The 21,441-nt window shown below is 60.2% G+C and carries 23 protein-coding genes; 11 read left to right on the plus strand and 12 right to left on the minus strand.

Features of this window, described 5'->3' with window-relative positions:
• Window positions 1-25: 25 nt before the first annotated feature.
• Both BLP23_RS02665 and BLP23_RS02670 read right to left on the minus strand, forming a co-directional pair.
• Complete coding sequence (locus BLP23_RS02665; RefSeq protein WP_092583424.1) at window positions 26-781, minus strand: SURF1 family protein; 756 nt, start codon at window positions 779-781, stop codon at window positions 26-28.
• On the minus strand, window positions 774-1,157 hold the full coding sequence (locus tag BLP23_RS02670) for a DUF983 domain-containing protein (protein ID WP_092583425.1): 384 nt from the start codon (window positions 1,155-1,157) through the stop codon (window positions 774-776). Before BLP23_RS02670 ends, BLP23_RS02665 begins: the two co-directional genes overlap by 8 nt.
• Before the next feature lie 127 nt (window positions 1,158-1,284).
• On the opposite strand from BLP23_RS02670, the gene BLP23_RS02675 reads away from it, so the two are divergent.
• Window positions 1,285-1,926, plus strand: coding sequence for a chloramphenicol phosphotransferase CPT family protein (locus BLP23_RS02675; protein ID WP_092583426.1), 642 nt, complete (start codon window positions 1,285-1,287; stop codon window positions 1,924-1,926).
• 56 nt (window positions 1,927-1,982) lie between these two features.
• Here the strand turns inward: BLP23_RS02675 and BLP23_RS02680 are convergent, their stop codons facing one another.
• The 6 genes from BLP23_RS02680 to coxB all read right to left on the minus strand — a co-directional run bounded on the left by BLP23_RS02680 (window position 1,983) and on the right by coxB (window position 7,298).
• Window positions 1,983-2,861, minus strand: coding sequence for a cytochrome c oxidase subunit 3 (locus BLP23_RS02680; protein ID WP_028739838.1), 879 nt, complete (start codon window positions 2,859-2,861; stop codon window positions 1,983-1,985).
• 60 nt (window positions 2,862-2,921) lie between these two features.
• The gene (locus BLP23_RS02685) at window positions 2,922-3,530 is read right to left on the minus strand and encodes a cytochrome c oxidase assembly protein (RefSeq protein ID WP_092583427.1); all 609 of its coding nucleotides are present in this window, start codon (window positions 3,528-3,530) and stop codon (window positions 2,922-2,924) included.
• Window positions 3,531-3,534: 4 nt separating this feature from the next.
• Window positions 3,535-3,672 (minus strand): hypothetical protein, encoded by a 138-nt coding sequence (locus tag BLP23_RS33570; protein ID WP_092583428.1) that lies wholly within the window; start codon window positions 3,670-3,672, stop codon window positions 3,535-3,537.
• The gene (locus BLP23_RS02695; protein ID WP_092584238.1) at window positions 3,672-4,625 is read right to left on the minus strand and encodes a heme o synthase; all 954 of its coding nucleotides are present in this window, start codon (window positions 4,623-4,625) and stop codon (window positions 3,672-3,674) included. Before BLP23_RS02695 ends, BLP23_RS33570 begins: the two co-directional genes overlap by 1 nt.
• Before the next feature lie 66 nt (window positions 4,626-4,691).
• Complete coding sequence (ctaD, locus tag BLP23_RS02700; protein WP_092583429.1) at window positions 4,692-6,389, minus strand: cytochrome c oxidase subunit I; 1,698 nt, start codon at window positions 6,387-6,389, stop codon at window positions 4,692-4,694.
• 18 nt (window positions 6,390-6,407) lie between these two features.
• Window positions 6,408-7,298, minus strand: coding sequence for a cytochrome c oxidase subunit II (gene coxB / locus BLP23_RS02705; RefSeq protein WP_092583430.1), 891 nt, complete (start codon window positions 7,296-7,298; stop codon window positions 6,408-6,410).
• A gap of 341 nt (window positions 7,299-7,639) precedes the next feature.
• On the opposite strand from coxB, the gene BLP23_RS02710 reads away from it, so the two are divergent.
• The 4 genes from BLP23_RS02710 (at window position 7,640) to BLP23_RS32975 (ending at window position 10,490) form a co-directional block, all read left to right on the plus strand.
• The gene (locus BLP23_RS02710; RefSeq protein WP_092583431.1) at window positions 7,640-8,260 is read left to right on the plus strand and encodes an invasion associated locus B family protein; all 621 of its coding nucleotides are present in this window, start codon (window positions 7,640-7,642) and stop codon (window positions 8,258-8,260) included.
• Between the two features lie 76 nt (window positions 8,261-8,336).
• Entirely contained in the window at window positions 8,337-9,752 is a 1,416-nt protein-coding gene (gene tldD, locus BLP23_RS02715) for a metalloprotease TldD (protein ID WP_092583432.1), read from the plus strand.
• Window positions 9,753-9,768: 16 nt separating this feature from the next.
• The gene (locus BLP23_RS02720) at window positions 9,769-10,257 is read left to right on the plus strand and encodes a GNAT family N-acetyltransferase (protein WP_092583433.1); all 489 of its coding nucleotides are present in this window, start codon (window positions 9,769-9,771) and stop codon (window positions 10,255-10,257) included.
• A 41-nt stretch (window positions 10,258-10,298) separates the two neighbouring features.
• Window positions 10,299-10,490, plus strand: a complete 192-nt coding sequence (locus BLP23_RS32975; protein ID WP_139187028.1) for a hypothetical protein — start codon at window positions 10,299-10,301, stop codon at window positions 10,488-10,490.
• A gap of 133 nt (window positions 10,491-10,623) precedes the next feature.
• Here the strand turns inward: BLP23_RS32975 and BLP23_RS02725 are convergent, their stop codons facing one another.
• Window positions 10,624-10,923, minus strand: coding sequence for a pyrophosphohydrolase domain-containing protein (locus BLP23_RS02725; protein WP_092583434.1), 300 nt, complete (start codon window positions 10,921-10,923; stop codon window positions 10,624-10,626).
• Window positions 10,924-10,996: 73 nt separating this feature from the next.
• Window positions 10,997-12,262 (minus strand): D-alanyl-D-alanine carboxypeptidase family protein, encoded by a 1,266-nt coding sequence (locus BLP23_RS02730; protein WP_092583435.1) that lies wholly within the window; start codon window positions 12,260-12,262, stop codon window positions 10,997-10,999.
• Between the two features lie 220 nt (window positions 12,263-12,482).
• Between BLP23_RS02730 and BLP23_RS02735 the strand changes: the two genes are divergently transcribed.
• On the plus strand, window positions 12,483-13,529 hold the full coding sequence (locus tag BLP23_RS02735) for a polysaccharide deacetylase family protein (RefSeq protein ID WP_092583436.1): 1,047 nt from the start codon (window positions 12,483-12,485) through the stop codon (window positions 13,527-13,529).
• Between the two features lie 4 nt (window positions 13,530-13,533).
• On the opposite strand, the gene pdxH is transcribed toward BLP23_RS02735, so the two are convergent.
• Entirely contained in the window at window positions 13,534-14,154 is a 621-nt protein-coding gene (gene pdxH, locus BLP23_RS02740; protein ID WP_092583437.1) for a pyridoxamine 5'-phosphate oxidase, read from the minus strand.
• A 66-nt stretch (window positions 14,155-14,220) separates the two neighbouring features.
• Here pdxH and BLP23_RS02745 point away from each other — a divergent pair, with 66 nt between their 5' ends.
• The 4 genes from BLP23_RS02745 to BLP23_RS02760 all read left to right on the plus strand — a co-directional run bounded on the left by BLP23_RS02745 (window position 14,221) and on the right by BLP23_RS02760 (window position 17,626).
• Window positions 14,221-14,679, plus strand: coding sequence for an RT0821/Lpp0805 family surface protein (locus BLP23_RS02745; RefSeq protein ID WP_092583438.1), 459 nt, complete (start codon window positions 14,221-14,223; stop codon window positions 14,677-14,679).
• Between the two features lie 254 nt (window positions 14,680-14,933).
• Window positions 14,934-16,067 (plus strand): DnaJ C-terminal domain-containing protein, encoded by a 1,134-nt coding sequence (locus BLP23_RS02750; RefSeq protein WP_092583439.1) that lies wholly within the window; start codon window positions 14,934-14,936, stop codon window positions 16,065-16,067.
• A 122-nt stretch (window positions 16,068-16,189) separates the two neighbouring features.
• Window positions 16,190-17,008 carry an enoyl-ACP reductase FabI gene (fabI, locus tag BLP23_RS02755; RefSeq protein ID WP_039844179.1) on the plus strand — a complete coding sequence of 273 codons (819 nt, stop codon included), beginning with the start codon at window positions 16,190-16,192 and terminating at the stop codon, window positions 17,006-17,008.
• Window positions 17,009-17,035: 27 nt separating this feature from the next.
• Window positions 17,036-17,626: a histidine phosphatase family protein gene (locus BLP23_RS02760; protein ID WP_092583440.1), complete on the plus strand. Its 591-nt coding sequence runs from the start codon at window positions 17,036-17,038 to the stop codon at window positions 17,624-17,626.
• 7 nt (window positions 17,627-17,633) lie between these two features.
• Here BLP23_RS02760 and BLP23_RS02765 read toward each other — a convergent pair whose 3' ends face one another.
• Window positions 17,634-17,894, minus strand: coding sequence for a DUF1344 domain-containing protein (locus BLP23_RS02765; RefSeq protein ID WP_092584239.1), 261 nt, complete (start codon window positions 17,892-17,894; stop codon window positions 17,634-17,636).
• 243 nt (window positions 17,895-18,137) lie between these two features.
• Between BLP23_RS02765 and BLP23_RS02770 the strand changes: the two genes are divergently transcribed.
• The gene (locus BLP23_RS02770; RefSeq protein ID WP_092583441.1) at window positions 18,138-21,317 is read left to right on the plus strand and encodes a putative bifunctional diguanylate cyclase/phosphodiesterase; all 3,180 of its coding nucleotides are present in this window, start codon (window positions 18,138-18,140) and stop codon (window positions 21,315-21,317) included.
• The last annotated feature ends 124 nt before the right edge of the window (window positions 21,318-21,441 follow it).

Raw genomic sequence — 21,441 nt, forward strand, 5'->3', positions numbered from 1 at the left:
AATATAAGAAGGAATTGAAGCGATACTATTGCGAGGCCGGCTTGCCGCGCCCGCGGTACCACGAGATCGCGACGATCACGACTAGCACCGCCGCCAGGCCATACCAAGTAAAGGCATATTGCAGGTGGTTGTTCGGCAGGTCGACGTCGGTGACGCCGCCGATCGGCAGGCCTTTCGGGTTGGGCGCCGAATCGGCATCGACGAAGAAGGGCAAGACGCTTGCCTTGTTGAGACCGGTGCTTGCGGCCATCACGTCGAGGTCTTTCCAGTAGAAGATGTTCTTAGCGACATCGTTGTCCGGTACGAGCCACGAAGGCTTTCCAGGCAGCTTGTTGCGCGCCAGGCCGGTGACCGTCTGCTCTCCGGTCAGTTGGCCCTGCATGCGCATTTCCGGCTCCTTGTTCTCAAAAGGAACGAAGCCGCGATTGACGAAGAGGTAGTGCCCGCCGGCAAGCTCAAGCGGGGTGTAGATGTAATAGCCCGTCTGGCCGCGCCAGGTGGCGAAGAAGTGTCGCTCCTTGTTGTTGACATAACGGCCGGTTGTTGTGACGGGCCGGTATTCGATGTCGTCGCCCGAGGCAAGCATCCGCTCGATATCGGCGAGCGACACCGGCGCCGAGGCGCGGCGCTGCGCAATATCGGCGATCAGCCCCTCCTTCCAATGCAGGCGCTCCATCTGCCAGGTGCCGAGCGAAACGAGAACGGCGAGAGCAATCAGCACGGCAATGCCGGTGAAGACCGGCAGCCTGCGGCGCGCAGCCACGGCATGGATATCAGTCACTGGAAATGCGTCCTTCACGGGCATTGTGGCGGTATTGCATGGCGATCAGGATGCCCTTGCACCAGCGTAGCGCAACCAGCGAAAGAGCGATCGTCAACGGACCGAACAGCAGAATGTGTAGCCAGATCGGCGGCGAATAGTTCACCTCCAGCCAGAGCACGGAGCCGATGATGATGAAGCCGACGATGAGAATGACGAAGACGGCAGGGCCATCGCCCGAATCGGCAAAGGAATAATCGAGGCCGCAGGCGGCACAGCGTGGCTTCACCGCGAGCACGCCATCGAACAATTTTCCCTGTCCGCAGCGCGGGCAGCAGCCCCGCATCCCGGTCCTTACGGGATCCACAGGGGGAAAATGTGCACTGTCTTCGCTCATCGCCTTCCTTTCGGCTGGAGATCATTTTCAGCCGCGCCTTAACTCTCCCATAAAGTATCTGCAGGACGAAAGGAAATAGCTGCGCGATTTCGCCTCAGCGATTCGCGCCAAACAGAAGAAGACGCCGATGAGCAACGAGAACCCTGCAGGCCAGATCGTGATCCTGAACGGGGCGCCGCGAAGCGGCAAGACGACGATCGCGAGAGCCATTCAACAGCAGTTCGAAGGACCATGGATGAACCTCGGCGTCGACGTCTACAATGCCGCGACGCCGGCCCGCTACCTGCCGGGCATTGGCCTCCGCCCCGGCGGCGAGCGCCCCGATCTTGAGGAGCTGGTGCCGTTCTTCTACGCGGCACTCTACGAGTCCATCGCCATCCATGCCGGGCTCGGGCTGAATGTCGTCGCCGACCTCGGTCACCACGACGCCTATTCGCAGCCACTCGGGATTCTCACCGATTGCGCCCGGCGACTTGAAGGTTTCCCGGTTCTCTTCGTCGGTGTGCTCTGCCCGCTCGACGTCATCATGAAGCGCCGCGACATCGACGAGCCCGGGCGCGAGAAGCTTTATGAAAGAGGCAATGGCGAGGTCCCTGTTCCGGATCCCGTGCGGCGCTGGCAGGAGGAGGTGCACAGGCCGGGTATCTACGATCTCGAGCTCGATACCTCGGTGCTGACGCCATATGAATGCGCAGAGGCGATCCGGCACCAACTCGATCTCGGAATTGCGGACCCATCGGCCTTCGAGCGGATCGCTGCGTCAAGGTAGCGATGAAAAAAGGCGGGCGCCGATGGCTCCCGCCTTTCTGATTTTCTATCGGTCCATCAGCCTGCCGCGACTGGGGCGCCCCAGCCGCCCCAGACGTATATGCAAAAGAACAGGAAGAGCCAGACGACGTCGACGAAATGCCAGTACCAGGCGGCGGCTTCGAAACCGAAGTGCTGCTTGGGCGTGAAGTCGCCGCGCAGCGCGCGCAGCAGGCAGACCAGCAGGAAGATCGTTCCGATCTGCACGTGGAAACCGTGGAAGCCGGTCGCCATGAAGAAGGTGGCGCCGTAGATCGAGTTCTTGAATGCGAAGGGCGCGTGCATGTACTCGTAAGCCTGGACGCCGGAGAAGAGGACGCCAAGCAGGACGGTAAGCGTCAGGCCCTGAATGAGACCTCTGCGATCATTGTGCAGCAGGGCGTGATGCGCCCAGGTGACCGTCGTGCCGGACAGCAGCAGGATGACGGTGTTGTAGATAGGCAAATGCCAGGGATCGAGAACCTCAATGCCCTTCGGCGGCCACTGGCCACCAGTATAGGCGAGGCGCGACGCCTGGATCGCTTCGTTCGCAAAGAGGCTGGCGTCGAAATAGGCCCAGAACCAGGCGACGAAGAACATCACTTCCGAGGCGATGAACATGATCATGCCGTAGCGCAGATGCAGCGAGACGACGCGGGTATGGGCACCCTCATGGGCCTCCTTTACCGTATCGGCCCACCAGCCGTACATGACATAGAGGATCACTACGAGGCCGATGTAAAACAGCCAGGGTTGGGCCCACTCGACACCGAAGAGGTGCAACGAACCGCCGTTCAGGTAGCGCATATAGCCGACGCCGCCGAATGTTACGATGAAGGCGCCAAGCGACGCCAGAATCGGCCACGGGCTTGGGTCGATGATGTGGTAGTCGTGATTTTTCTGATGCGCATCGGCCATGTCAGATCCCCGGATGTCTTCCTTCGCTTCGCCTCCGGCATAGCCGGAAACGATCCTCAATCAAAGTTTCTTTTCAACCTTCTGCGCTCCACCCTCGTTCGAAGCCACCGGCTTCGGTCCCTCTTTTGGGTAGAACGTATATGACAGCGTAATCGTGTGGATGTCTTTCGACTCGACGGCCTTGGTAATATCCGGGTCGATGTAGAACACCACGGGCATTTCCAGCTTCTCGCCCGGCTTCAGATCCGTTTCGGTAAAGCAGAAGCACTGGATCTTGTTGAAGTAGACGCCCGCCTCGCCCGGCGTCACGTTGAAGACTGCCTGGCCGCGCTGCGTCTCGTTCGACTTGTTCTCCGCCACGAAATTGACCTGGATGGTCTCGCCGATGCGCGGATTAACCTCGCGCTGCACCGGCTTGAAGTCCCAGTACAGGCCCGACGCCACATTGGCGTCGAAGGTCACGCGCATCTTGCGGTCGAGGATGACGCTCGACGCCTGATCGACGCGCTGCGTGGTGCCGTTGTAACCCGTCATCTGGCAGAAGATGCGGTAGAGCGGAACCGCGGCATAGCTCATCGCAGCCATACCGATGACGAAGCTCACGCACATGAAGACGACGGCGCCGTTGTTGCGGCCCTGCTTGTCCTGTACGTTTACGGTATCGCTCATCGGTTCAGCCTCCGTGCCCGGTGAACTTCACGATGGTGATGGCGTAGAAGAGAACGCAAAGGCCGGCAAGCGTGAGGCCGAGTGCGATGTTCCGGTTGCGGCGCGACTTGCGCTGCGCTTCCGTCAGCTTGACCGTTTCCATCAGAGACCTCCTGCATGGGAGACCAGCATGGAAGCGAGCCGGTCTATCAACAGGGCAGAAAAGATGGCGAAGAGATAAAAGATAGAGAAAGCAAAAAGCTTCTTCGCCGGGATCATCTTGGGATCGCCATCCGGCATGCGCCAGACGGCGATGGAACAGTAAATGAACACCGCGCCGAGCAATGCAGCGACAAGACCGTATCCGGCGCTCGCATAGCCGAGGAAGGACGGAACTACGCCGCACACCGCCGTCAATACGGCATAGGCGACGATCTGGTGTTTGGTGGCGCGCTCGCCAGATACGTTCGGCAGCATCGGCACGCCGACGGCCTCATAATCGCGCATCTTGAACAGCGCCAGCGCCCAGAAATGCGCCGGCGTCCAGAGGAAGATAATCAGAAACAGGACGGTGCTTTCGATCGTCACCGAATTCGTCACGCAGGCCCAGCCAATCATCGGCGGAAAGGCGCCGGCGGCACCGCCGATGACGATGTTCTGCGGCGTCGAACGCTTCAGCCACATCGTGTAGATGACGACGTAGAAGAAAATCGTGAAGGCGAGGATCGACGCCGAGAGCCAGTTGACGGCCAGGCCGAGGATGACGACCGAAAAACAGGAGAGGATCAGGCCGAAGGCCAGTGCCTCCTTCGGCGTGATGCGACCTGCCGGAATCGGGCGGCGCGCGGTGCGGGTCATGATGGCGTCGATATCGGCATCGTACCACATGTTGAGCGCACCCGAGGCGCCTGCGCCGATGGCAATGCAGAGGATCGAGATCAGGCCGAGCACGGGATTGATGTGGCCGGGTGCCAGCACGAGGCCGGCAAAAGCCGTGAAGACCACGAGCGACATGACGCGCGGCTTCAGAAGCTCGAAATAATCGCGCGCACTGGCTTCCGACAGGAGATGTTCGCCGTCGTCCACAAGTACCTCGTGATTGTTTATGACCCTCATGCGTCCGTCCTGCATTCTTCAAGGCCGGACGCCGCATTTGCATGCGGCGCCTGGAATATCGGCATCTTACTTGATGCGCGGGAGCTGTTCCCATTGGTGATACGGCGGCGGCGAAGGCAGCTGCCATTCGAGCGTCGTGGCACCCTCGCCCCACGGATTGTCGCCGGCGATGCGCTTCCTGGCGAAGGCTTCGAAGACGCCGAAGAGGAAGATCAGCACGCCGAAGGCCGAGATGTAGGAGCCGATCGAGGAAACGTAGTTCCAGCCGGCAAATGCATCCGGATAGTCGATGTAACGGCGCGGCATTCCAGCAAGGCCGAGGAAATGCTGGGGGAAGAACACCAGGTTGACCCCAATGAACATGACCCAGAAGTGCAGCTTGCCGACGAACTCGTTGTACATGTAGCCGGTCATCTTCGGGAACCAGTAGTACCAGCCTGCGAAGATGGCGAAGACGGCGCCGAGCGACAAAACGTAGTGGAAATGAGCCACGACATAATAGGTGTCATGCAGCGAGCGGTCGAGACCGGCGTTAGCGAGCTGAACACCGGTCACGCCGCCGACCGTAAACAGGAAGATGAAGCCGATCGCCCAGATCATAGGCGTGCGGAAGGTTATCGAGCCGCCCCACATCGTTGCGATCCACGAAAAGATCTTCACGCCCGTCGGAACGGCGATGACCATCGTTGCGAAGACGAAGTAGCGCTGCGCATCCAGCGACAGGCCGACCGTATACATGTGGTGGGCCCAGACGACGAAGCCGACGGCACCGATCGCGACCATGGCATATGCCATGCCAAGGTAGCCGAAGACCGGCTTGCGCGAGAAGGTCGAGATGATGTGGCTGACCATGCCGAAACCTGGCAGGATCAGGATGTAGACTTCCGGGTGACCGAAGAACCAGAACAGGTGCTGGTAAAGAATCGGATCGCCGCCGCCTTCCGGCGCGAAGAACGACGTGCCGAAGTTGCGATCGGTGAGCAGCATGGTGATGCCGCCTGCCAGAACCGGCAGCGAGAGCAGCAGCAGAAAGGCCGTGATCAGAACGGCCCAGGCAAAGAGCGGCATCTTGTGCAGCGTCATGCCTGGAGCGCGCATGTTCAGGATCGTGGTGATGAAGTTGATCGCACCGAGGATCGAGGAGGCTCCCGCCACATGTAGCGCAAAGATCGCAAGATCGACCGCCGGACCGGGCGTACCGGAGGTGGCAAGCGGCGGATAGAGCGTCCAGCCGCCGCCGGCACCGTAAGCGCCCGCCGGGCCTTCGACGAACATCGAAAGCACGAGCAAAAGGAAGGCAGGAACGATCAGCCAGAAGGAAATGTTGTTCAGACGCGGGAATGCCATGTCCGGCGCACCGATCATGATCGGCACCATCCAGTTGGCGAAACCGCCGATCATCGCGGGCATGACCATGAAGAAGATCATGATCAGCGCGTGCGCAGTCGTGAACATGTTGAACATCTGCTTGGCGCCGTCGATGGCGGCGTCGCCTTCGTAACCATAGACCATCGAGGCCAGGCCGTGGAAGATCTGGATGCCGGGCTCCTGAAGCTCCATGCGCATGGCAACAGAGAGCGCGCCGCCGACGATGCCGGCAATGATCGCGAAGATCAGGTAGAGCGTGCCGATGTCCTTGTGGTTCGTCGAAAAGAACCAGCGGTTGACGAAGCTCGGCTTATGCGAGTGGTCGTGATGATCGTCATGCGCATGAGCGTCATGCGAGTGATCATGAGAATGATCGTGAGCGGAAGGTCCAGCCATTGTCCCGAGCCCCTTCTATTACTGAACGTTTTCGGCGACGTCGACGGTCTTTGCAGGACCATCGGTGGCAGCCATGAGAGCCTTGTAGGCTCCGGGAAGATCAGAAGCGGCAGCCGTCAGCCACTGCTTGTACTTGTCTTCGGAGACGACGCGGATCGCGATCGGCATGTACGCGTGGTCCTTGCCGCAAAGCTCGGAACACTGGCCGTAGAAGAGGCCTTCCCGCTCCGTCTTGAACCAGGTTTCATTCAAACGGCCGGGAACGGCGTCAATCTTGATGCCGAAGGACGGCATGGCGAAGGCGTGAATGACGTCGGTCGGAGCGGCAGTCACGAGAACGCGGACCGTCTTGTTGACCGGCAGAACCACTTCGTTGTCGACGGCGAGCAGACGCGGATAGGTGGCGAGGTCGGACTTGCCGGCAGCTGCGCGATCCGGATCCTTGAGAAGGAAGGAATCGAAGGTCAGCGGCGTCTCGCCGGTTCCTGCGTATTCATAATTCCACTGCCACTGGGTGGCGGTCGCTTTCAGCGTGACATCCGGGTTTTCCGGCAGGGTGAGCTGCGCCGTCAAAAGATTGAACGACGGAACGGCAAGGAAGAGAAGAATGAGAACCGGCCCGACGGTCCAGATGACTTCGATCAGCGTGTTGTGGCTTGTCTTCGAAGGCACCGGATTGGCGCTGGCGCGGAACTTGAAACAGACGACGATCAGCAGCACGAGAACGAAAAGCGTGATCGGAACGATGAACCACAGCGTATATTGTTCGAACCAGCGGATTTCCCGCATGATCGGCGTTGCCGCCGGCTGCAGCGTTGCCTGCCACGGCAGCGGCTGATCGGCAAAACTGCCGGAAGCAAAAAGCAGACAGACCAGCGCGGCCAGTGCTGCATAAGCCTTCTTAATCACCTTAGTATCTCCCTCGAGCGCTTGATCTGCCACAAATCGAACGCAGAATCCTTGCCATCTTCAGCGCTTCAAACCACAGTTTGGCATCTACCGCAACAGGCCAGAGCGATTGTCTATGCGGCATTTTTGCCTAAAGTCAAATTCCGCAGTCAGGGCAAAACATTGCTGAAGATTTTCATGGTCATATGAAAAAGACCGGCTGTAACCAATCTGCCCTTCCGACAATATCGGCGAAAGGTCCTATTTCTGCCGTAGTCCCCCGGTTTTGACGGGGCGGGGCTTTTCATTTCCGATGGCGGCCTTCAACAATAGCGGCACTGATTCGAATTCCAGAGGTTTCCATGGGTTTCCGTTCCCTCGCGCGGTCGCTTATCCTGACCACCAGCATCGCAGCCGCGGCGACAACCCCCGTATTTGCCCAGCAGCAGCCTGCGCCGAAGCCGCCTGCCCAGCAACCGGCGCCGGTACAGCCGGCGCCAGCGCAACCGGATCGCCCGCAGCAGGCAACGCCCGGACAAAGCCAGCCGCAGGCCCCCGGAACCGTGAAGTCCAACCACGGCGCTTGGTCCGTCGTCTGCGACAAGCCCGCTGGCGCTTCGGCCGAGCAATGCGCGCTGATGCAGAACGTGATTGCCGAAGACCGGCCGGAGGTCGGCCTCTCGGTCGTCGTGCTGAAGACCGCCGACCGCAAGTCGAAAATCCTCCGCGTTCTGGCGCCGCTCGGTGTCCTGCTACCGAACGGCCTCGGCCTCAATGTCGACGGCAAGGACATCGGCCGCGCCTATTTCGTGCGCTGCTTTGCCGACGGCTGCTACGCCGAAGTCGTGCTCGAGGACGAGCTGCTCAAGACATTTCGCAGCGGCACCAGCGCCACGTTCATAGTCTTCCAGACGCCCGAAGAAGGCATCGGCATTCCGGTCGACCTCAAGGGCTTTGCAGAAGGCTACGACGCCCTGCCCTGATGAGGGCTTGCTCGAACAGCTCTGCGGACCTACATCGGCCTGGAAGCGTTTCTGCTTCGAAGCGGAGAATACAACTATGAATACCGACCTGCTGACGCTGTTCGACGCCGACGAAACGACGATGCGCAAACACGTTGCCGAGGCGCTTTCCGGCTCCGATGACGGCGAGCTCTTCATCGAGCATGCGCAGGCGGAATCGCTGATGTTCGACAATGGCCGCCTCAAGGGCGGAAGCTTCAATACCGAGCAGGGTTTCGGCCTTCGCGCCGTCGCCGGCGAAGCGGTCGGCTACGCGCATGCAGGCGACCTCTCGGTTGCGGCGCTGAAGCGCGCGGCAGAGGCCGTCGGAGCGGTCACGAAGGGCTATTCCGGCAGCTACGCCGCAGCGCCCCAGCGCACCAACAAGAAATTCTACGGCGACGAGAACCCGATCGGCTCGCCGACCTTCGAAGAGAAGGTTAAAGTCCTGACCGATATCGACGCTTACCTGCGCGGTAAGGACGACAAGGTGCGCCAGGTGACGGCGTCGGTCGCCGCAAGCTGGCAGGTTGTCGATATCCTGCGCGCCGATGGTCATCGCGTTCGCGATATCCGCCCGATGACGCGCATCAACATCTCCGTCATCGTTGGCGAAGGCGATCGGCAGGAAAGCGGTTCCTATGGCAGCGGCGGACGCATCGGCTTCGGCGATTTTATTGCCGAGGGCAATTGGCAGTACGGTGCCGACGAGGCGCTTCGTCAGGCACTCGTCAATCTCGAAGCGATCGAAGCGCCGGCCGGCACAATGGATGTCGTTCTCGGCTCCGGCTGGCCGGGCGTCATGCTGCACGAAGCGGTAGGCCATGGCCTCGAAGGCGATTTCAATCGCAAGAAGACCTCGGCCTTCGCCGGCCTGCTTGGCCAGATGGTGGCTGCACCGGGCGTCACCGTGGTCGATGACGGCACGATCGACAGCCGACGCGGCTCGATCACCATCGACGACGAGGGCACGCCCTCCGGCTACAACGTGCTCATCGAGAACGGCAAGCTCGTCGGCTACATGCAGGACCGGCAGAACGCCCGGCTGATGGGCATGCAGGCGACCGGCAACGGCCGCCGCCAGGGCTATGCCCATGTGCCGATGCCGCGCATGACCAACACCTACATGTTGAGCGGCGACAAGACGCCGGAAGAGATCATCGCTTCCGTGAGGAAGGGCATCTATGCCGTCTCCTTCGGCGGCGGCCAGGTGGACATCACCTCCGGCAAGTTCGTCTTCGGCTGCACCGAGGCTTACCTCATCGAGAACGGCAAGATCGGCGCACCAATCAAGGGCGCGATGCTGATCGGCAACGGCCCGGATGCGATGAAGCGCGTCTCGATGATCGGCAACGACATGAAGCTCGACACCGGCATCGGCAATTGCGGCAAGGCCGGGCAGTGGGTTCCGGTCGGCGTCGGACAGCCGCATCTGCGCATGGACCAGGTGACCGTCGGCGGCACGAAAGCCTAACGATCCGGAGGTGGCGATGAGCGAGATCGAGATCAGACCCTTCGCCCCCCCTGACATCGATGGGGTCTTTTCGGTCATCCTGCCGATCCAGCGCGACGAATTCGGGTTCGCGATCACAGCCGACGACCAACCTGATCTGCAGGTCATCCCGGATTTCTACCAGTCCGGCAAAGGCCAGTTCTGGGTCGCGGAGCTTGACGGCGTCATCGTCGGCACGATCGGCCTCAAGGATATCGGCAACAACCGGGCAGCGCTGCGCAAGATGTTCGTCGCCGCGGCCGTGCGCGGCCCCCGGCACGGCGTTGCCGCAAAGCTGCTCGACACGCTCCTTACCCATGCCAAAGAACACGGCATTCACGAGATGTTCCTCGGCACGACCGACAGATTCCTCGCCGCGCATCGCTTTTACGAGAAGAACGGCTTCACTGAGATCAAGCGCAGCGACCTTCCCCGCTCCTTCCCGTTGATGGCCGTGGACAACAAGTTCTACCGCAGAGCGGTCTAGCGATCGTCCACCGGACCAAGGTCTCAGTGAAGGAGTAATGTTTGGCGGCAGAAGTTCCTGGTGAAATTGATATCGCCTTACCTGGGTGTTCGGCGCATGAAACTCGCTTCGAGGCCTCGCCAGGCGCTATTGCTAATTTGAAGATCGAAACCGAGCGGTTAGCGAGGGATTCTTTTTATCTCGATGAGAGTGAATTAGAAGCGCTACCCTCGACACTCGTCGGCCCCTGCTGAGACGGACGGCGATGTCATGCTTGCCAGGCAAAATTCGATCGAGGCAGCGCCTTATTGACCAAAGAACAGTGCCAGTGATGGATCACCGAGAACTTGCGACGCGGCAAGGCTTCGTCCCTGAAGCGCACCTAGCTTACGGCCTAAACAGCCACTTCCGCTCGATCGCTAGTGCGAGGTCGATGCCGTTTTGGCGGGCGAAAAGCAGGATGTGGCCGAGGATGTCGGCCGTCTCGTCGGCGAGGTCCTGCTTCAGTTCGTCCGGCGCCTTGCCTTTCGGGCGGCCCCTGCCGCTCATGCGGTTCCACGCCTGCGTGAGTTCGCCCATTTCTTCCTGCAGCTTCAGGAGATACCAGTCCGGATCTCTTTCGATGCCGTGCACTTCAGCATAACGGCGGGAAGAGGATTCGAACTTTTCCGCGAGATCGGCAAGCATCGGCGTTCTCCTTTTGTATCCAAAACAGGAGAATGCCGATTCGTCTGGATTGTCCACCGAAGGGTGTTCGGAATTAGCCTTGATTGGCGAGCAGCACGCAGTCGTATGAGCGCTTCTTGAGGGCTTCGCAGGCGGCGGTGGCGGCCTGCTCACTGTCGAACCCGACGAAACTGGCGCGGTAGATGGCATTGGCGCCGGTGCCGAAGGCTTCGGTATAGGGCGTTGCGGATTTCAGCGCCGTGCCGCCTTCGGACTTTGCCTGTGCAAGCAGCGCACGGGCAGCATCGGCGCTTGGAGCGGCGGAAATCTGGATCTGCCAGCCGCGGGTCGACGGCTGCGGCTTGCCAGCATTGGCCATTTCCTCAAGTGCTGCGGGACGTTCCAAGGGAACGGCTGCCGTGTCAGAGTAACCGAGCGCGAAAGGAGCGTTGCCGGTTTCGCCTTCGCTTCGTGGCGCCGCAGTTGCAAGCGGCGCATCCGTATCGGCGGCGGAGGCGACTTCGACCGGCTGCTTGGCGCCGACGCTTGCAAGCAGCCTGCCGCCGCTGGAAGCGCGGCCGAGATACTTGTCGAGTAGTGCGGCCATCTGGGCATCGCGGCTGCGGGCCGTGCGGCCGCCGAGAACAACGCCGACGACGCGGCGGTTGCCGTCGCGCACGGCGCTCACAAGATTGAAACCGGAGGCGTTCGTGTAACCCGTTTTGATGCCATCCATACCCTGGTAGCGAACCATCAGGTTGTTATGGCCACGGATGGTTTTGCCGCGGAAGGTGAACGCCGTCATCGAAAAGAGCTGGTATTCCCTAGGATAGTGCTTGAGCAGCGCGACGCCGAGGGTGGACATGTCGCGGGCTGTCGTCACCTGCCGCTTATCCGGCAGGCCGGAAGCGTTATAAAAGGCGGTACGGCTCATGCCGAGCTGACGGGCCTTCTGCGTCATTACGCGGGCGAAGTTGCTTTCGGAGCCCGCAAGCGTTTCACCCACCGCGGCCGCGGCATCATTCGCGGATTTAACGATCATCCCATAGACCGCTTCGCGCACGGTAATCGTTCCGCCCGCCTTCACGCCGAGCTTTGTCGGTGGGCGGCTGGCTGCGTATTTCGACATGACGATCGGCGTGTCCCAGGTGATCTTGCCGCGGTTCAGCGCCTCGAAGGTGAGGTAGAGCGTCATCATCTTGGTGAGCGACGCCGGGTGGTTCAGCACATCACCGTTCTCGGACGCGAGAACCTTGCCTGTCCGGGCATCGAGAATGAGGGAGGCGCTGCCGGCCATGGCCGCGATCGGTGCCGAAACGGCAAGCGTCACAGCTAGAAATGCGGCCAACAACCTTTTCATGAAGTCCCCTCAATACACGTGCCGACTGCGGCGAAGCCAAAACATGTCCCGTTCTGCGACAGAAGCCGCTAATCTGGCGCGACTTTGAGGCAACGGACACCGATTTTTTGAATTTTCTTTGCTCTTGGTGAACGGAACGTAAAGATTTCACCCGAAAATGCAATGTTCAACAACGATTAACACCATAATTGATAGGCTCGCCCGTCTTCAGGGAGGCGGAATGCACAGGCTGTGGAAAAGTCGCGCGAAACGGATCGCCATTACCGGCGGGCTCGAAGCTGCGCATCTCATCGCTGCTCTCCGGCTCATGCGCAGCGCGCGCGGGCGCGGTGTGATCTTCACCCTGCATCATGTCAGGCCGCACGAGCCGCATGCTTTCGAGCCGAACGCACACCTCGAAATCACGCCGGCATTTCTCGATGCTGCACTGACGCGGCTTGCGCATGACGGGTACCGTTTCGTCGCGCTGGACAAGATTCCGGCATTGCTTTCCGGACCGGCCGGCGACCATCCCTTTGCAGCCTTTACCCTGGACGACGGTTACCGCAACAACCTCGTTCACGCCTATCCGATCTTCGAAAAGCACGAGGCACCCTTTACCGTGTTCGTGGCAAAGGGTCTGACGGAGCGCACGCACACGATCTGGTGGGAGACGCTAGCCGCCGTTCTGCGGAAGGCCGAAAAGGTCCACTTCGATTTCGGCGGAGGCGACGAGAGCATCACGCTTTTCACACTGGCCGATCAGCATGCGGCATTCTCGCGGTTCGCAGCCCATGTCCACGGCACCGACGAGGCCTCGGCTGTTGCGAAGATCGATGCGCTCGCCCGTCGCCATGAGATCGATCCAGCCGAACTCGTCGACGATCTCGTGATGGGCGCGGCGGAACTCAATCTCCTCGACGCAAGCCCCCTCGCGTCCATCGGCGCCCATACGGTCAGCCACCGCGCGCTCGCGCGGCTTCCGGAAGCCGAAATACGGGAGGAAATGGCGCTTTCCGCCGACCATGTAGAGGCGATTACCGGCAAACGGCCGGAAACCTTCGCATTCCCATATGGCACCCCCGAAGCAGCAACCCGTCGCGAGGCGGCAATCGCAGCCGAACTCAGCTTCAAGGTCGCCGTGACGACCCGGCCGGGCGTCATGCGAGCGGACCTGCCTGGCAGCACCACCTATCTGCCGCGGCTCTCTCTCAATGGCTTTTACCAGAAGCCACGCTATGTCTCCGCACTCGCCTCCGGCATCCCGCTGAAGCTGATGGGCCGTTAACCGCTTAAGGATACATTCTTACCTTTTCCCAATCGCCTTCCGGGGCCTGGCGGCGGAATTCGATGCGGTCGTGCAGGCGGAAGTTTTGGTCCTTCCAGAATTCAATCGAAACCGGCTTGATGCGGAAACCCGACCAGTAGGGCGGCCGCGGGATTTCGCCGATGGCATAACGCGCCGTATATTCGGCCACGGCTTTTTCCAGCGCGAAACGGCTTTCCAGCGGGCGGGACTGCTTGGATGCCCAGGCGCCGATGCGGCTGCCGCGCGCGCGCGTCTGGAAATAAGCGTCGGCTTCCTCGTCGGTCACGATTTCCACAGGACCGCGCACGCGCACTTGCCGTCGCAGCGTTTTCCAGTGAAAACACATGGCCGCTTTTTTCTGCCCCAAGATTTCGCGGCCTTTCTGACTCTCGAAATTGGTGTAGAAGACGAATCCGTCGCTATCGAATCCCTTCAGGAGAACCATGCGGACATTGGGAAGGCCATCTTCATCGACCGTCGCAAGCGCTACCGCATTCGGATCGTTTATCTCGGAACCTTCGGCATCTTTCAGCCATTCCGAGAAAAGCTTGAATGGCTCGTCGCGCTCGGTGAAGTCACCGCTTATTAACTCATTTGCCGACATATTAGCTCAAATGCCCCGGGTTTATCGGTTTAATGCCCAGCTTTTCACGACTGGACAGGACGCAGGGTGGAAGTCATAGCAAAGTCAAATCGCCATACAAAGGGCCTGCTGTGCCGTTGTGCCACGTTGCTCGTCATCGGGGCGGCGGTGCTGCCGCTTTCCGGCTGCATGACGGGCGGTTTTGACTTCCTGAGCGATTCGAAGGTGGACCGTTCAGTTGCCACCGGAACCGTGCCGCAGACGCCGCCGAGCACCGATACGCTTTCCGACGAAATGACGGTTCGCAACGCGGTCACCTCTGCCGACATCCAGAGGATGGCCGGCCAGCCGCTGCCCTGGGCGAATTCCTCCACCGGCAGCGCCGGCGTCATCGATACGATCGTCGAAAACAACGACCAGGGCCAGGTCTGCCGCCAGTTCCGCACGACGCGGCACTCCTATGCGGGCATTGCCAAATTCTACGGCAAGACCTGCCTCGTCGGCGGCGGCAACTGGCAACTGCTGAGCTTCCAGCCGGAAGGCTGACCCGCTTCAAGACATGATTAACCGCAGCCGGACCGCAGCCGCAATGCTTAGCAGAAAGCTAACCATTTGCGGCGAAAGCCGCCTTCCCCTCCCCAAAAATAAGGACTGATTAGTAACTCTGACGCACGATCGGCTCATAGACGCGTGTTTCGGTTCCTCTGAAATGGACCGGAAGGCGCTCGGAGAGTGGTCATTGGGCTTCGGGGTGCTGGGCAAGGACAGGCACGTCGCATCGCAACACCGGCGGTTATTAAATGCGCGATCCTTACAAGATTTTGGGCGTTCCTCAGGACGCAGGGACAGACGAGATCAAGGCGGCCTGGCGCAACATGGCCAAGGCCGTTCATCCGGATCACAACCAGGGCGATCCGACGGCAACGGCTCGTTTCGCCGAGGTCGGTCGTGCCTATGAGACATTGAAGGATCCCAAGAAGCGCAGCCTTTTCGATACGGCGGCACGAATGGCAGAGGCGCGAATGAACGGCGAGACGATCATGCAGCAGCGCCAGGCGGCCCGCGAGGCGGCAGTCCGGGCGAAGGCCGCGCAGGCGAATGCCGAACGGGTGATGGAAGAACTCGCCCGCGCCAACGCGCAGAAGGCGGCGAAGGCGGCAAGACAGCAACACGTCAGCCCGGAATCCGCCGAAGACATGGTCGAGCGCATTTTTGGCGCGCAGGCCAAGGCTGCAAGCGCCAGCGCGACGCCTCCACGGGCAAATGCCGGCAAGCGGACGGAGGCGGAGGCAGGCAAACTCGAAGCAGAAGCTGTAAAGCCCGAGGAAGAAGGCACGGAGACGGTTGCGGCCGCTGGCATTCTTCAGCCCTTGAGCATCCTGACATCGCTTGTGCGCCGCTTTACCGGCAGCGCGCCCGCACCGGAAAAGGCCCCGGATCAATTCGTGCAGGTAACGGTCACGATCGAGGATATATTGAAGGGCAGCTGGACCACGGCGCAGCTCGGCGAAGGCCGCGAGGCAAGCTTTGCATTGTCGGCCGGGACACGCGAGGGCCATCAGGTCCGGCTGAAGGGCCACGGGTACAAGCTGCCGAACATGCAGCGAGGCGACGCGGTCGTCAGCATCCACATCGCATCCGATGCGCGTTTCACCGTCGATGGCTTCGACCTGCGTACCGTGCTGCCGGTGACGATCGAGAATGCCGTGCTTGGAACCGAAGCGCGCATCGACGGACCGAACGGGCCGGTCGACGTCACCGTTCCCGCCTGGTCAGGATCCGACAAAACGATCCGAATCTCCGGCCAGGGCCTGCCCGACGACACAGGCGGAAAGGGCGACCTGATCGTCGAGCTACGCATTATGTTGTGGGAAAAGCCGGATGATAAGGTCACGGATCTCATGAGAAGCATGCGCGAAGGGCTGTTTCTATGAAATTTTCGTGACAAGCGCACCCTTTGTTACGATCCCTAACAGTTGATGATTGCCCGCAATCTTGAACCGATTAACGGCCTATGCCATAGGCAATTTCCATTTGGTTCATTAGGGGGCAAAATATGGCTCAAGCAACAGGCCTCATGTCAGGCAAGCGTGGCGTCATCATGGGCGTCGCCAACAATCGTTCGATTGCGTGGGGCATTGCCAAAGCCATTCATACACAGGGCGCCGAAATTGCCTTTACATATCAGGGCGATGCTCTGAAAAAACGCGTCGAGCCTCTGGCTGCGGAACTTGGCGGCGTACTCGCCGGCCACTGTGACGTCAGTGATGAAGCGAGCATCGATGCGGTTTTCGAGAATATCGAAAAGATGTGGGGCAAGATCGATTTCGTCGTTCACGCGATCGGCTTCTCGGACAAGGACGAACTGACAGGCCGCTACGTCGATACTTCGCCGGACAATTTTTCCAAGACGATGCAGATTTCCGTCTACTCGTTCACCTCCGTCGCACGCCGCGCCGAGAAGCTGATGACGGAGGGCGGCTCGCTGCTGACGCTCACCTATTACGGCGCCGAGAAGGTCATGCCGAACTACAATGTCATGGGCGTTGCAAAGGCTGCGCTCGAAGCAAGCGTCAAGTACCTCGCCGTCGACCTCGGACCGAAGAACATCCGCGTCAATGCGATTTCGGCAGGCCCGATCAAGACGCTGGCAGCGTCAGGCATCGGCGATTTCCGTTATATCCTGAAGTGGAACGAGTATAACGCTCCGCTCCGCCGCACAGTCACTATCGAAGACGTCGGCGATGTCGGCCTTTACATGCTGTCTGACCTCTCGCGTTCGGTGACCGGCGAAGTGCACCACGCCGACAGCGGTTATCATGTGATCGGCATGAAGGCGGTAGACGCGCCGGATATTTCAGTTATCAAGGACTGATCGAAGTCCAATCAAGCGGAATCTGCCTTGCTCATCTATGTGGTCCGACATGGTCAGACCGACTGGAACGCCGAACGCCGTCTGCAGGGCCAGAAGGATATTCCGCTGAATGTCATTGGCCGCGAACAGGCGCGGCTGAACGGCATCGACATGGCCGAGATCCTCAGGGTCGAAGCCATTTCCTTCGATTTCGTCGCAAGCCCGCTCCAGCGCACGCGCGAGACGATGGAGATCATGCGCACGGCAATGGGCCTGCCGCCCAAGGACTACCGCAGCGACGACCGGCTAGTCGAAGTTTCCTTCGGCGACTGGGAAGGCTTCACCATCCGGGAACTGAAGGCGACCCAGCGCGATCGCATCATCGAGCGCAATGTCAACAAATGGGATTTCATCCCGCCGGGCGACTATGCCGAAAGCTACGAGATCATGTCGTGGCGGATCCGCTCATGGCTGAACTCCGTCGAGCGCCCGACCGTTTGCGTCACACATGGTGGCGTCATCCGCAGCCTCTTCAAGATGATCGCTGATCTGCCGAAGCACGAGGCTGCCGAGGGAGAAATTCCGCAGGACCGAATCCTGAAGATCGACACCGCGAAAAGACTGATCGGCTGGATATAGTCTCTACTTACTGCACGATATCGAGGTCGTTGATCACCCGCTTGCCGTCCACTTCCGTGTAGAAGATCACCACTTTCACACCGGCCTTAAGCCCATCGAAGTTGAACTCCTCGGGCGCCTGATATGTCTTGCCGTCATCGAGTGTCAGGCTGAGGCTGTTCATGTCGACTTTCTTGATGGTCGCTTCGACGTCGGCGCTTTCCGCAAAGCTGCTGATGGGCGACAGGAAACTTGCTGTGGCCAGCAGCGTGGCAACAAAAAAACGCATCGCGGCAACCCTCTTGAAACTCGACGCAAAAATCCGGTGAAACACAGATAAGCTCCTGAATATGGCGAAAATTGCCCGGAAGAATGGCTTTCCGCGCCTCATTGATGAATAGCATTTTAACAACAATCAAGAACAGCCGCTAACCATCAGAGTGCTCTGAATTGCAAGCCGCAAAGATGAACCATCAGGAAATCGTAAATTAACCGGTTCCTCCTAGAGTTCCGGCGAACAGGGGGACATATTTTGCTTTTCCGGCTGGGCGCCAATATTCAGTTGCGGCGGGTACTCAAGAATACCTGGGTCTCACTGCTGGTTTCGACCCTCGTCGCATTTGTGGTCGTTGCGGTCGGCTTCACGCTCGACCGTGCGAATACTGCGGCCTATCTGCGAGAGGTGCAGATCCGCACAGAAAACGAGACGAACCTCATTCGCGCCCGCATGGCGGCACAGATCAATATGGACGTCACCGTCGTCCGCGATCTGTCCAACATGATTTCCATGAGCGCGAAAGCCAACGATGAAGAAATGGAGCGCCAGATCAATTGGCTGCTCATCCAGAATCCCCATTTCGTCAGCATCGCCGTCGCGCCCGATTTCGTCGTCGGCAACGTCTTCCCGCCGCAGTCCGGCAAGAGCCGTATCGGCAAGGATGTGCGTGAAATGCTGATGCTGCGCCAGTCCGTCGGGCGCAATACGGGGGACCAACAGGCGCGTTTCTACGGCCCGGTCAAGATCGGCAGCGGAAGGGATGCTTTCGCGATCTTCTTCCCGATCTTCATCAAGGAGAGCGGGCAGCGAAAGATCTGGGGTGCAGTCGAAGTCATGATCGACCAGGATATGTTCTACGAGAACACTGGCCTCAAACCCGCGCGCAATAGCGAAAACCAGGAACGCTACCCGCATCTCGACCATCTTTCGATCGCGGTGCGCGACCTGGGGACTGCGACCGAGCAACGCGCCCTTCCCTTCTTCGGAAGCGCCGATGTACTCGACAAGCAGCCGTTCCGCCGCAAGATCGCCTTTGCGGGCGGGCGCTGGGAGCTTTCGGCCGTGCCGACGACCGGATGGAACGAAGCTCCGCCGAACCAGCTTCAGCTTCGCTTGATCATCATCGCGGCCGGCTGCGTCATCATCGTGCCGATCTTCCTCGCGACCCTGCTTCTTGGCGAGCGCACCCGCAATGTCAACGAACTCGAGGCACGCGAAACGAAGCTGCTCGAACTTTCGCAGCGGCTGAACCTGGCGCTGGATTCTTCCAATATCGGCATCTGGGAACTGCAGGATCACGGCCACAGCCTTTACTGGGACACGCGCGCCTCGGGCCTTCACGGCCAACCTGCCGGCGAGGGCAGCCATCCGCTTGAAAGCTGGCTCGAGGCAATCGTGGCGGCAGACCGGCCAATCGCCGAGGCGCACTTTTTCAACTGCAGCCTGGCAGGCACGTCCTGCACGGCGCAGTACCGTATCAGGCTTTCGGACGGCCGCATCCGGTATCTGCGCTCGGTGGGCTCCTTCTACACGGATGCGGGCGGAACCGGCAGGACGATCGGTATCGTCGCGGACGTGACTGCAGACGCGGAGGCAGCCGATATGCTGCGCAAGGCAAAAGAAAACAGCGATATCAAGAATGCCGAGCTGGAACTGGCACTGGACGAGCTCTCCCGCCGCGAGACGCAGCTTGCCGAACTTTCAACCCGACTCGATCTGGCGCTCGATTCCTATCAATGCGGCATCTGGGAAACGACGCTCGGCACTGCCGGCTCGGTCTGGGACGAACGCATGCACGAGCTCTACGGGCTGGAACCACGGCAGGGATTCATGCCCCAGGATGTATGGCTTTCCTGCATTCACCCGGAAGATCGAGCTCTTGCACTGGAAAGCGCACGGCATTTCAAGCAGCTCGGCGACAAGCACACGCTCATTTGCCGCGTGCCGGCCGAGGACGGCGGCATTCGCTACGTCCGCTCGACCGGCAAGGTGCACCAGACGGCGACAGGTCAGCTGAAGCTCATTGGCGTAGCGCTCGACGTCACGGAAGATGCGCTGCTGACCGCCGAGCTGAAGGCTGCGAAGGACGAAGCGGTTGCTAAGAATATCGAACTCGAACTTGCCAAGGATCGTATCGAGCACAATTCGCTGCATGATCCGCTGACGGCACTGGCCAACCGCCGCAAGCTCGACATCGCGCTCGAAAACCTGACGGCCGGCAGCCGGTCGCAGCGGCAGAAATTCGCAATCCTCCACATCGACCTCGACCGCTTCAAGCAGATCAACGACACGCTCGGCCACGCAGCCGGGGACGCGATGCTGGTGCATGCGTCGAAGGTTCTTTCGAAAAATGTTCGCGGCAGCGATGTCGTCGCGCGCATCGGCGGCGACGAGTTCGTCATCCTCGCACTCGATGTCAGCGACGAGGATATGGCCGCGCTGGCGGGCCGGATCATCGAAGAAATGCGCCAGCCCGTCAATTTCCAGGGCTTCCCTTGCCGCTGCGGCGTTTCGATCGGCATCGCGCTTGCGAACGGCATCCATGTCGACGCGCGCAAGGTGCTGATCAACGCCGATATCGCCCTCTACCGCGCAAAGAGCCTGGGTCGGAACCGCTACGAATTCTTCAACCAGAACCTCCAGGCCGACATCATCAACAGCAAGCGCGTCGCCGACGAGATCCTTGCCGGGATCGAGAATGGTGAATTCACCGCTTGGTACCAGCCGCAATTTTGCGCGCGGACAATGCGGCTCACCGGTGTCGAAGCGCTGGTGCGCTGGAACCACCCCGCCCACGGCCTGCTGACGCCGGACAAGTTCCTGCGCATCGCCGACGAGATCAACGTGGTGCAGGCGCTGGACCGCATCGTTCTCGAAACCGCGCTGAAGGACAAGATGCGTTGGGCAGCACTCGGCGTTTCAGTGCCGCAGGTCTCCGTCAATGTTTCAGCGCGGCGGCTGCATGACGGTAGCCTCTTCGAATCCCTGAGCGACCTGCAGATACGCCCGGGCGAGCTTTCATTCGAACTGGTGGAATCGATCTTCCTCGACGAGAGCGAGGATGTGGCAGCTCACAACCTCGACCGCATCAAGGCGCTCGGCATCGACATCGAAATCGACGATTTCGGCACCGGCCATACATCGATCGTGAGCCTGCTGAAGCTGAAGCCGAAACGGCTGAAAATCGACCGCCAGCTCGTGCAGCCGATTCTCAACTCTCCGCGGGAGCGCGCACTGGTAAGCTCGATCATCGACATCGCCCGCTCCCTCGGCGTCGAAACGGTGGCGGAAGGGATCGAAACGATCGCGCATGCCGATATGCTGCGCGATCTTGGCTGTGACCTGCTGCAGGGCTACGCCTTCTCCCGTCCCCTCTCCTTCGACGACTTCACGGCCGCCGCAGCCGATGGTGCGGCATGGCGACTCGCTTCCTGAGGGGCTGAAATAGCTGTTTGCGATTTTGCCCCCGCCCTCCATCGCATGATTTGAGCCCCTCGCCCTAACGCTTCTCCCCGTAAACGCGGCGAGGGAACTTGCCATACCGAGCGCCGAGATTTGA

Source organism: Rhizobium mongolense subsp. loessense (assembly GCF_900099775.1).
Lineage (GTDB): Bacteria > Pseudomonadota > Alphaproteobacteria > Rhizobiales > Rhizobiaceae > Rhizobium > Rhizobium loessense.

Excerpts from the sequence above, each read along its gene's own strand:
- BLP23_RS02670 (WP_092583425.1), bottom strand. The coding sequence starts at position 1,157 with ATGAGCGAAGACAGTGCACATTTTCCCCCTGTGGATCCCGTAAGGACC.
- BLP23_RS02675 (WP_092583426.1), top strand. The coding sequence starts at position 1,285 with ATGAGCAACGAGAACCCTGCAGGCCAGATCGTGATCCTGAACGGGGCG.
- BLP23_RS02680 (WP_028739838.1), bottom strand. The coding sequence starts at position 2,861 with ATGGCCGATGCGCATCAGAAAAATCACGACTACCACATCATCGACCCA.
- BLP23_RS02685 (WP_092583427.1), bottom strand. The coding sequence starts at position 3,530 with ATGAGCGATACCGTAAACGTACAGGACAAGCAGGGCCGCAACAACGGC.
- BLP23_RS33570 (WP_092583428.1), bottom strand. The coding sequence starts at position 3,672 with ATGGAAACGGTCAAGCTGACGGAAGCGCAGCGCAAGTCGCGCCGCAAC.
- BLP23_RS02695 (WP_092584238.1), bottom strand. The coding sequence starts at position 4,625 with ATGAGGGTCATAAACAATCACGAGGTACTTGTGGACGACGGCGAACAT.
- ctaD (WP_092583429.1), bottom strand. The coding sequence starts at position 6,389 with ATGGCTGGACCTTCCGCTCACGATCATTCTCATGATCACTCGCATGAC.
- BLP23_RS02710 (WP_092583431.1), top strand. The coding sequence starts at position 7,640 with ATGGGTTTCCGTTCCCTCGCGCGGTCGCTTATCCTGACCACCAGCATC.
- tldD (WP_092583432.1), top strand. The coding sequence starts at position 8,337 with ATGAATACCGACCTGCTGACGCTGTTCGACGCCGACGAAACGACGATG.
- BLP23_RS02720 (WP_092583433.1), top strand. The coding sequence starts at position 9,769 with ATGAGCGAGATCGAGATCAGACCCTTCGCCCCCCCTGACATCGATGGG.
- BLP23_RS02725 (WP_092583434.1), bottom strand. The coding sequence starts at position 10,923 with ATGCTTGCCGATCTCGCGGAAAAGTTCGAATCCTCTTCCCGCCGTTAT.
- BLP23_RS02730 (WP_092583435.1), bottom strand. The coding sequence starts at position 12,262 with ATGAAAAGGTTGTTGGCCGCATTTCTAGCTGTGACGCTTGCCGTTTCG.
- BLP23_RS02735 (WP_092583436.1), top strand. The coding sequence starts at position 12,483 with ATGCACAGGCTGTGGAAAAGTCGCGCGAAACGGATCGCCATTACCGGC.
- pdxH (WP_092583437.1), bottom strand. The coding sequence starts at position 14,154 with ATGTCGGCAAATGAGTTAATAAGCGGTGACTTCACCGAGCGCGACGAG.
- BLP23_RS02750 (WP_092583439.1), top strand. The coding sequence starts at position 14,934 with ATGCGCGATCCTTACAAGATTTTGGGCGTTCCTCAGGACGCAGGGACA.
- fabI (WP_039844179.1), top strand. The coding sequence starts at position 16,190 with ATGGCTCAAGCAACAGGCCTCATGTCAGGCAAGCGTGGCGTCATCATG.
- BLP23_RS02765 (WP_092584239.1), bottom strand. The coding sequence starts at position 17,894 with ATGCGTTTTTTTGTTGCCACGCTGCTGGCCACAGCAAGTTTCCTGTCG.